Source organism: Methanosarcina sp. A14 (genome assembly GCF_001729375.1).
Taxonomy (GTDB): domain Archaea; phylum Halobacteriota; class Methanosarcinia; order Methanosarcinales; family Methanosarcinaceae; genus Methanosarcina; species Methanosarcina barkeri.
The window spans coordinates 1-9,061 of sequence record NZ_LZPK01000113.1 but is presented as its reverse complement, the minus strand read 5'-3'; the positions used below and the strand labels follow the sequence as shown (position 1 = coordinate 9,061).

Genomic DNA, 9,061 nt, shown 5'->3' with positions numbered 1-9,061 from the left:
AAAAGCAAAGAAATCAGCAGTAGGGGATTTCAAAACGTCACTCTGTGCAGATTTAACTGGCATGGTTGCTGCACAAAATATAAAGGAAAACATTAATAATATAATTATTAAAATATGTTCTTCACTTTTCAAAATATATCACCCCTATTTACCTAAGCGTTTTTACTTCTATATTTGACAATAAAATAAAAAGAAAGATAAAAAATCCCTATATTAATAAATATAATTGAATAAATTTTTATTTATTCATAAAAGTACAATAATTATATGACTTTCTTCATTTTAATTGTCAATATTAATTATGTCTGTTAAAATAAAGGTTTATCGATAATTATTTAAAATAATTTAATAAGTATACTTAGACAGGGTCATGACACTATAACATCCCTAAAGCATTACCAGAGTCTTTCTTTTACAGATTACGAAGTGAGGGACATAGAAAAGAGACTCATAGAATGGGGAATTCTTAAAAGGGAAATTTAAGCGAATATTGCCCTGTAACAATAAATATTGGAGGCTACGCCAAAATACTACAATAGAAACATACCTTTTTGGCTTACTAATAGAAATTTGAGATTAATGTGAGTGTCCAAAAGTCAAGAATTTTCTTCAAATTTTATCTAATTTTGTTTACTCAAAGAAAATTTTCGATATCGGCTAATCAGAGCTATGCGAATTAGTAAAAATTCATTCCAAAGACTATGAAACGCATTTTTTTAAATCGACATCTCTTAAAGCTTTTTAAAAAATGAGTATATTTTGGCCCTGTAGAAATCCTCTAGATTCTGTTTTTACCCAAAAATTTATAAAAATAAGATTGTAAAAATGCTTCTTATTCTTTGTCCCCACAAAAAACGAGGAGCAATTTCTATTGTCATCAAATAAGTATATTAAATTTATTGATCTCAGTCTTAAAACGGTTCAGTCTTCCAGACTGAACCTTTACTCATGTAAGTATTCCAAACGTGTTTACACTCAACATCAGCTTCTTGTTCTTGTTTTACTGAAAGAGTATATAAGCACAGATTATCGTGATTTTGTCGAACTTATTGACCTTATGAGTAATATAAAAGAAAAACTTGACCTTGATAAGGTTCCTCATTACACTACTCTTCAAAAGTTTGTATCAAGAATCCCTTCGTCATTGTTTAACCTAATTTTGTCAAAAACTCTAAAACTATTTTATTCACATGGAGAAAATGCTTCAATTACAGCAATTGATGCAACTGGATTTACGAGTTCTTATGCAAGTCATTATTACTCTCGAAGAACAGGGAAGCTCCGAAGTAGCTTCCTGAAAACTTCAATAGCAGTAGATACAGAAAAAAAAGTGATATTAGGATGGAAAATCAGTCAAAAAACAGATCATGATGTCAAACATGCAAAAGCTCTGATAAGACAATCAAATAAGTCAAGAAAATCTGGATGTTACGTCCTAGATAAGGGGTATGATTCTGAAAAAATTCATGTTCTAATTAGAGAAGAAATTAAAGCAGATTCAATTATGCCTGTAAGAAAAAGAAAGAGGAAGAAAGTAAGAGGAAAATACAGAAGAAAGCTATATTTGAACTTTGATAAAATCAAATATAATAAAAGGAACATAGCGGAAACAACGTTTTCTGTTGTCAAAAGGAAGTTTGGAGAAGTACTAAGAGCAAGAAAGTTCTATAATCAAGTCAAAGAAATAAAAATTAAACTGATAGTGTACAATATAAATAAAAAAGTAGTGGAAATAGTTTGCATAAAATTAAGGATTTCTACAGAGCCCCGTTATGCTTTACAAGATTTACCATATTTTTGGTCTCTCATTTAAAAACCCAGTAAATTAATATTTAAACATATAATGAAAAAGAATTAAAAACGTGACATTATATAGTACTTCCCTTATAAAGAAAAAGATTAAAATAAAAAAATGATTATATTTAATTTTGAGTCATTGTTTAGCTATTATTTCAGTGGAGTTATAAATCTCAAAATAACAAAGAACAATCCATTGGTCATCGGTTAAGGAATTTTCTTGCCTGAAAGCTATCGATTTTGTATTAGAAGCAGGTCTTAAATTTTGGCCTATTTGCATGAAATCGATACCCTGCTCCAGCTCGTAATTTATAAAATATTTGACAAATGTTGAGGAAATTGACGCAATTTGTCACGATTACTCACTTAACCGAAGACGTATGGAATAAAATGCGGTTTTATTTACACTTTAGGATCAATTCTTGAATGAACAGTAATCACCAGTTTACTATAACTCTTATTTCACACCAGCCCTCTGAAGATAATTCTTGATGTTGCAGTAGACACTGCAAATATCGCAATTGAAATTGGGAGCATGCAGGCGAGGTCGTATTTCAACTGAGTCCTGTCTCCTCCATATTCCACCGAACCTGCAAAGCGGGTGAGAATAGCACTGATCAGGACAATATAAACCCCTATTGCAAGCAGGAAATGGTCAGGAGAAATTGACTGGGAAAAAGCTGCCTGCCCGATTTCAACAGGCATTCCTGATGTGTCGGAAGGAATTCGGTTTACCCTTTCGGCTACCTGGCTCAGAATTTTCGTAATAACCTCAGATAGGGCAAGGGTAATCCCTGCAATGAGTGGGGCAAAAATCACAGCTGTAGAGCGCATGGTTGAGGTAACGTCGTAAAGGGAGCGTCGGATTCGTTCTTCAACTGTCCCGAGCTCTTTTAGATGGTCTGCAAGTTTTATAATCGAGGCACCTGCAGCTTCATGGTTTTTGTGGACACTTTCCGTAAAAAGGAGCATTGTGTTCCGGATTCTTTCTGAATATACGTGCCTGAAGGCTCCGAAATCTTCATCAAAAATTGCAGCTTTGAGGTTTGTCCGCATACTGAGTAGGTTCATTGAAATTTCCTGAAAAGCTTCTCCGATTTTTGAGCCTTCCATAGTCCTGGCAGTATGGGCAAAAGCTTCTTCCGGTGCTTTTCCTTCCGAAATTCTCCTCCCGAGCACAAAAAGGGAATCTGCAAATTCCTGTTCCATCTTTTTTATCCGGTCTCTTATTTTTTTGTAAGGAACAGCCGAGAAATAGAGGTATACTGAAATTCCAATTGTTCCACCCAGAATAAGCGGGAGAGTAGGTGAAAAATATCCTTCAAGAGGCGCGGTTGCAACTATTCCTCCTGGATTTCCTAACCTCAGCAGGAGATATCCTAAAGGCGCTATAAGGCAGAATACCAGGACTGAAAGCGTTAAAGCAAAGCGTTTCTTTTGCTTGATATCTGCAAGGTCAGGATGAGAGTCTGGAATTTCCCTGGGAGTAAAAGCAACAGGCCTCTGCATAAGAATATATTCGGAATATAGGGCAGCAAGAGCCGGGAAAATAAGGTCGTAAATGAAAATAAGGTCTATTATTTCAGGTTTTATTCCTACAACTGTAACCGCAGGCAGGAGAGCTACAAGGGCAAGCGGGATCAGTATGAATATCGAGTAAAGAATATAACTTGGGGTCTTCAGCTTTGCTGCAAAGGCATCCATAAGACTTTCCGTGCCTTCAAGGCTTATGTCCAGGGCACGGTTCAGGGTTATAACCCTCTGGGCTTCGTCAGGTTCGGCTGTCGAGCTCTTTATAAGGTGGAGGGAACGCTTGAAATATTCGCTATTCCTTCCCCACAGGTCGGCAAAAGAAAGAAGCGCATCATCCATGCTGCTGTAAATCCTGAGGTTCAGGTCCCAGGCGAGTTTTCGCAAGTCCTTTGCAAGGGGCCTATCGGAATTCCTGGCAGCAAAAAGCACGGCATGTTCCAGGTTAGGAACAAGTTTCATGGACATGACTATATAACTCAGGATCTCAGGAATGTCTCCAAGAGAGGATATTTTCATAAATCCTGCCCTGAGCTTCACATACTCACTCAGGTAATAGAGTGCGAGCAGGGGAATGATAAAAGTCAGGACTCCCATTATAGTAAGTACTCTGGCATCAAAACTTCTTGAAAGGATTAGAAATAGATCTACTCCGGCCAGCAGGATTAAAGTTGCAAAGGTTCCCACATAGGAAAAGAGCACGGTTTCGAAAGCTTCAAGGTCATAACCAGTAAACCTGAGGGCGTCCCTGTATTCCCGGCTTACGCTCTTTTCGCATCGCCTGCGGAAAGCGGCAGGGTCAGAGACAGCCCATATCCATTGCCTTGCTGTAATTTTACAGGCTCGCACATACCAGTTGCTCTCTTCCTCCATATTTCTCCCTCTGACAACTTTTCTCTCTAACAACTCCTCTCTGACACCTATTTTCCTGTACCCGAACGTTTTTTGGCAAAGTTCTCAAACCAGGTTTCCCACTGTTTATAAAGAGGTTCCATGTCGTCCCTGCAGCCGGCTTCCGAATCAGCTGCATAATTACCTGCAGGATTATTTGCAGAGTTCCCTACAGAATTATTTGAAGAATTATTTGAAGAATTATTTGAAGAATTATTTCCATTTGCATATTCATTCTCATACGGTTTGTCTTTCTTCATAGAATCTGAAAGCAGCCAGAACATGTTGTTTGCCTGGCTAACGGCTTCGGCTTCCAGCAGGAAAGGTTTTTTTAGCCCTTCAACTGCGATTTTTTCTTTTATCCTTGCGCGAAGTTCGATACCTTTTAAAGCCCTATCTATGGAAATTCCCCATTTTCTGGCAATCTTTTCTATAAGTTCGGATTGTCCCTGTTCCAGAGCCTTTCCTGCAAGCAGGCAGTCCTGAGAGGCATCATATTTCATTATGTCCGTAAAGATATCCGAAGGCTCGGAATTATCGATCACGGCACTGGTTGTTTCTGCGATACGGCTCACTCGTTTTAGTTTTTTCATGCTGCCCTCAAGCCTTATACCTGAGCAAATAATTACGGCGTCCGTAGCCTTAAACGACGCCGGAGGAACCCCAAGGGTGTGCACGATTCTCTCGTATACGTTTACCGTGGACGAGCCATGAATGGTCCCGATAACCGAGTTTCCGGCTTTTCCGACCTGCATGGCTTCGTAGAGTACTTTTACTTCTTCCCCCCGGACTTCTCCAAGCACCAGGGCGGAATTTCCAAGGCGCAGAGCTGCTCGAAGCGCTGTTTCAGGGCTCATTTCGGCTCCTGATTTCAAAACTGAGGATTGTGAACTCATACCCTGAACTTTCCAGCCCAGACTCTGAAGTTTTTCGATAGGGAGCTCAGGGGTGTCTTCAATTGTAAGAATCCTGTATTTCTGCGGGATCTCAAGCAGCATGGCAGATAGCAGGGAGGTTTTTCCGGCCCCAACTTCTCCTGCGACCAGAACTGAAGCCTGCCCGTCCATAAGAAAGCTTAAAAGCCCGGCTGCATATGGAGAAACCGAACCTGTATTGATCAGTTTAGGCAGGGTCCAGGGTGAAAGGGAATGCTTTCGGAAGGCATAGGCAAGCCCACTTGAACTGAGAGGGTCTCCTATTACCGAAACCCTTACTCCGAAAGCCTCAAGGTTAAGTTCCAGCACAGGAACCGCTTCTCCAAAGGGCCTGCCGCTGATGATCCTGAACCTGGAGACCAAGGCATCGAGGTCGTCCTGCGAAAGAAAAACATTGCTTACGCATTCTTCTCCCTCCAGCACAACGTGGACAGGATTTTTGTCGGCAGGGGCATTGATATATACATCTGTGATCCTGGCATCAGAAAGCAGGTCTTCCACTATCCCTAGCCCGTTAGTATACCTTGCAAGTAGGTCAGCATAACTTTCCAGTTCATTAGGGCTACAGGCTTCCCCACTTGCGAGCAATTCTTCTTCAAGAAGCGTTTTTGCCATGCGCCTGAAATATTCCCTGGCTACAGCCGGATCTGTAAAGACAAGGTCTTTTGGCCTGTGATGGATCATTCGCATCCGGACTTTTTCAAGCAGCTTGAGGTCTTCCTCCCTAAGATTATACTCAGGAGGCCGGATCATGTAAAATTTTTCCGGCCTGTCAATGTAGCGATAAATCGAAACCTCAAGTTTCCTACCTTCCCTGTTGTCTATATCGTAGCACTCAAGAAATTCGGTATTTTCAGGCACATCTGCATAGACCCTTGAGCTAGAAAAAGGGGGTCGAACATGAGGTCTGATGCCGTTTTCGTAGTCGAAAAGCTCGTCCACAACGTATTTATTTTTCTCCATTTTTTCCTTCCGGATTGCACTTGCCATAAACGGAAAATGTCTGGAGATTTTTGCCAGGGTTGCTTCTCCTGATGTGTCCTTTATCAGGCTTCCTGTTACTTTTCCAATTGTTTTTTCGATTGTCTTACCAATTCCTTTTTCAGAATTTTCTACGGGTCTTTTTGATAAAAACCAAGTTTCGGATTTTTTAATAAGAGAAACTTCAGGAAAACTGGATAGTTTTTCTTCAATTTCATAAAGCATCTGATAAAAATGCTCGGAACAAGCTTTGCAAATCGGAAGAATTTCCAAACTTTTTTCTGGAACTTTTTCTGAGATTTTATAAATAGTTCGTCCTGAAGCTTTCTCTGTAATTTTCCTTGTAGCCTTTTCTGAAGTTTTATTCAGCATTTTTCCCTGAATAAATCGCTTTATTTCCATCCTGGCTTTTAAAGGATCAGTTTCTACGGTTTTAGCAAAAGAAGCAATTATCTCTTTTCTCTCCAGTTCGCAAGCTTTCTTTTCAGGCAAAGTACAGTCTTTGGGCACTTTTTCCACGCTTTCATATGCTGTTATGATCCCTTCAAAACCTGCAAGAGTATAAAGTAAAGACAGGGCTTCCCCTTCGTAATCTCTCTCATACAACCTTGAGAGTACCAGACAGTCAGCCTTAACCTCTTTTTGCAGGATGCCGAGAATATTTTTTCTGCAGTAGATATCGTTAAGGGAAGACCCACAATCACAATCTCTGCAATTGATAACAATGGTTTTCCGGCTTTTCGTCTGCTTTATCCGGTAAGAGCAGGTTTCTTCTTCTTTTTTGTCCGGTACAGAAAGACTGCCATAATTAAGGGCATTGACAGCATCCTGAAGTTTTGCCTTTATATTCAAATCAAACACCCGTTTCCCTATCAACTTCTTAATTTATCTCTAAGTGTATTAAGTTTTTTCGACTGATCGGAAAATAGGGCTATTAATTTGTTGACAAAATGATGCTTAACCGTCAGAAGATTACAACAACTACCAACCTTTAACGGTGAACCGGCTCAAAATCACAGTCAAAAAGAAATACGGCTAAGGCGGAACCCACGAGGACGGTAAAACAAACGAGGACTAAAAGCAGAAGTGGTTAAACTTCTTCAATCTCTTTTTGGATATTGAAATTCGTATACTTTAGTATATACTCTTTTGAACGGTTGTGCACGATGAATACCATGCTGATATGGTTGCATATTGGACTTATACTCATTTCACCCCTGCAAATCAACCCCACGAAAGTAGATCTAAATAGTAAAAATTAAAATATGTAGAACATATCCAATAAATATATAACAAACTTAGTTTATTTATATCTTGGAGGTATCAAGTGATCGATTCCAAAAATATTCCCAGATCCGCACAACTCTCATTTTCAGTAAAAAAGCTTCATCTCGAAAGTAACCTCTTTCTAAATCGAGACACTGATACTTCCAGACAGATCTCCTAATGGGCTGCAGCTTGCTCTTGGCTGCAGCTTACAAGATCAAAAAATAGCACATCAACAATTGCATGATATGTTTTGTTTTTGACGTGGATGCTACAAATTACCCCATAAACAGGCTAACATCTCCAAAGAATCCATGGGACCCAATGGTTACTATGAATTTTGAGACATTTTATTTGAGTAAGGTGAACACCCCCGCCTTGAATACATGCCGTTAAAACGACGTGTAGAAGCCCGAAAACCGGTAAATTATGGGATACCAAGAAGTTTAGAGAACAGGTTGAGTTGTGAGACAGCATGTAAAACTTACTGTCTTAAACTGTTAACTGGTATATATTTATTATACCTTTAACAGTTAAATCCACTGCAAGAGCAGCAAGCAAAAGTCCCATCAGCCTTGTAAAGACCAGCATCCCATTATACCCTATAAGCTTATGAATCACCCTTGAGAATTGGAAGATGTAATAGCAGATAAGGAATGTCATTATGATTGATACAAGAATTATTATTTTTTGCATAACTGCTTCCGTTCCCCCCATCAAGACAATCACTGTACTGATCGTACCTGGTCCTGTCAGAAGTGGAAGGCTTATCGGGAAGATCCAGATGTCTTCCCTTTCCTGAGAGTGAGAGATCTCTTCTTCAGTAATCCTCCCCTTTGAGATTTTAGCATGCATCATATCAAAAGCAATGCTGAAAAGCAGGAGTCCTCCTGCAACCCGCAGCGAATCCACGCTAATGTTGAACAGGTTAAGTATGATATTTCCTGCAATTGCAAAAAATAGGGCAATTACGCACGCAAGTATGGCTGACTTTTTTGCGATTTCGTTTTTTTTCTCATCCATCACCTTGCTGGTCAAAGAGATAAAAGTTACCACTCCACTGATAGGGTTGACAACGACGAAGATAATTGTGAAAACATGGATTAAAAACCCGAGGTTTTCGGTTATCACTTATTTCCCCTGCTCGTTTTTATCTAGTATATTTATATAATATTTTCTTTTATACTAGTTCCGGTTGTATCACCAAGTTATTGAACAGAAACTCTGACGTTAATAATTCCTTCAAACTCTATATGTGATCAGTTATTGGTATACACAACAACTTTTAAATTATTCAACAATTGAGTATTAGCTCAGTGAGAACGACGTGATGACCTGATTTATTATCCAATTGGCATAGTTCTTATGAAAAACTTTAACATTAATATAAAATTTTTCTTATTTGATGCATGTACCAAAAGCTCATAGGGGTGTAGCCATCTTGTTTAACTTTAGTGTAAAGTAGGAATTTAGATTTTTGTATCGCCTAAAAACTGTTTCTCTTATTTTCAATGATTTTTAAAGCTCAAGGTCAAAGTTTCATAATTTAAACGATTTTTATAGTTTCAAACCCATATTAAATTAATAAATATCTTTATTTACTATTTTTTAAATATAGTAATATTTGTTAAAAAGAAGAATCATTTAAATTTAATAAATTA

Annotated in this window: 4 protein-coding genes; 1 reads left to right on the top strand and 3 read right to left on the bottom strand. The window is 38.5% G+C overall.

The window, feature by feature from the left end; all coding sequences use genetic code 11:
* Positions 1-871 precede the first annotated feature (871 nt).
* Entirely contained in the window at positions 872-1,813 is a 942-nt protein-coding gene (locus tag A9239_RS06245) for an IS5 family transposase (protein WP_048119188.1), read from the top strand.
* Positions 1,814-2,259: 446 nt separating this feature from the next.
* On the opposite strand, the gene A9239_RS06240 is transcribed toward A9239_RS06245, so the two are convergent.
* The 3 genes from A9239_RS06240 to A9239_RS06230 all read right to left on the bottom strand — a co-directional run bounded on the left by A9239_RS06240 (position 2,260) and on the right by A9239_RS06230 (position 8,531).
* A complete protein-coding gene (locus tag A9239_RS06240; RefSeq protein ID WP_048119191.1) occupies positions 2,260-4,200 on the bottom strand; it encodes a hypothetical protein in 1,941 nt (646 codons plus the stop codon).
* A 47-nt stretch (positions 4,201-4,247) separates the two neighbouring features.
* Entirely contained in the window at positions 4,248-6,995 is a 2,748-nt protein-coding gene (locus A9239_RS06235; RefSeq protein ID WP_329957109.1) for a type II/IV secretion system ATPase subunit, read from the bottom strand.
* Between the two features lie 897 nt (positions 6,996-7,892).
* On the bottom strand, positions 7,893-8,531 hold the full coding sequence (locus A9239_RS06230) for a MarC family protein (protein WP_048119194.1): 639 nt from the start codon (positions 8,529-8,531) through the stop codon (positions 7,893-7,895).
* Between the last annotated feature and the right edge of the window lie 530 nt (positions 8,532-9,061).

Excerpts from the sequence above, each read along its gene's own strand:
- A9239_RS06240 (WP_048119191.1), bottom strand. The coding sequence starts at position 4,200 with ATGGAGGAAGAGAGCAACTGGTATGTGCGAGCCTGTAAAATTACAGCA.